At 47.0% G+C, this 1,414-nt stretch carries 1 protein-coding gene and 1 pseudogene; both read left to right on the top strand.

Features of this window, described 5'->3' with window-relative positions; genetic code table 11:
* Positions 1 to 262, top strand: a pseudogene (locus F6K20_RS38490) (beta-ketoacyl-ACP synthase); the annotation flags it as partial.
* 129 nt (positions 263 to 391) lie between these two features.
* Positions 392 to 1,414, top strand: a 1,023-nt coding sequence (purF, locus tag F6K20_RS38485) for an amidophosphoribosyltransferase (RefSeq protein ID WP_287298440.1), incomplete at its 3' end; no start/stop codon positions are given.

Raw genomic sequence — 1,414 nt, 5'->3', positions numbered from 1 at the left:
TGGGGTGGCAATCAGTTCTACCAAAGGAGCCACCGGTCACACTCTTGGTGCTTCTGGAGCCATTGGTACTGCTTTGTGTCTAATCGCTTTAAAACACCAAACCTTACCCCCTTGTATTGGGTTGAGGGAACCGGAATGGGATTTGGATTTCGTAACTATAGCGCGTCAGTGCCAAGTCAGGCAGGCACTATGTTTTAGCTTTGGTTTCGGGGGGCAAAATGCAGTAACCGCTTTAGGAATACCCAGGAATTGCCGACATTAACCCACAATAATATCGTATAGGTGATATCGTTAAGGAAACATTAAGTTTAATTAAATATACAAAACCAATCCCCTTGGGATTTAGGTTAAATCGACTTCATGCCGCAATTAGGAGCAACCCATAATAGTTATGATGTCCAACCAATCCCTTTCCTCTGACCAATATTGTGATCAGTCCAAGGATGACTATCCCCAGCACTTGGACAAGCCAGAGGAAGCTTGCGGAGTCTTTGGTATCTATGCACCAGAGCAAGATGTCGCTAAGCTGACTTACTTTGGTCTATTTGCCCTACAGCACCGAGGTCAGGAATCATCAGGGATTGCTACCTTTGATGACAAGCAGCTCCATGTCTACAAAGATATGGGGCTAGTCTCCCAGGTCTTTAATGAAGAAATTTTGGATCAGCTACCTGGTCAGATTGCCGTTGGTCATAACCGCTATTCTACCACTGGTTCTAGCCATATCGCCAATGCTCAACCAGCCGTGGTGGAAACTCCCTTAGGACCGTTGGCTTTGGCTCATAACGGTAACTTGGTCAACACTATCCAATTACGTGATGATTTACTCAAGCATAACTCTAACTTGATGACCACTACCGATTCAGAACTAATCGCCCTAGGGATCGCTGCAGAGGTTAACCATGGCAAAGGGTGGTTGGAGGCAGCAATGAGTGCCTTTCAATCTTGCCAAGGAGCGTTTAGTTTAGTGATTGGCACACCGGATGGATTAATGGGTGTTCGTGACCCCAATGGCATTCGCCCTCTAGTGATTGGCACCTTAGGTGGCAATTCTGGGGGCTACGTCCTGGCATCAGAAACCTGTGGTTTAGATATTATCGGTGCTGACTATCTGCGGGATGTGGAACCGGGAGAATTAGTCTGGATTAATGACGAAGGCATTGCTTCCTTCGACTGGAGTCAAAAGCCAGAGCGCAAAGTTTGTATCTTTGAGATGATTTACTTTGCTCGCCCTGATAGCATCATGGATGATCAAACTGTGTTTAGCTATCGGTTACGCCTAGGGCGTCAGCTGGCAAAAGAGTCAACACCAGATGCGGACATGGTGATTGCTGTACCCGATTCCGGTGTCCCGGCAGCTATCGGCTTTTCCCGAGAGTCCGGTATTCCTTACGGAGAGGGACTGATTAAAAAA

It is taken from the genome of Moorena sp. SIO2C4, assembly GCF_010672485.1.
GTDB classification, from domain to species: Bacteria; Cyanobacteriota; Cyanobacteriia; order Cyanobacteriales; family Coleofasciculaceae; genus Moorena; species Moorena producens.
Note: the sequence above shows the minus strand (reverse complement) of the source record. Positions and strands in the feature narration are given on the sequence as shown.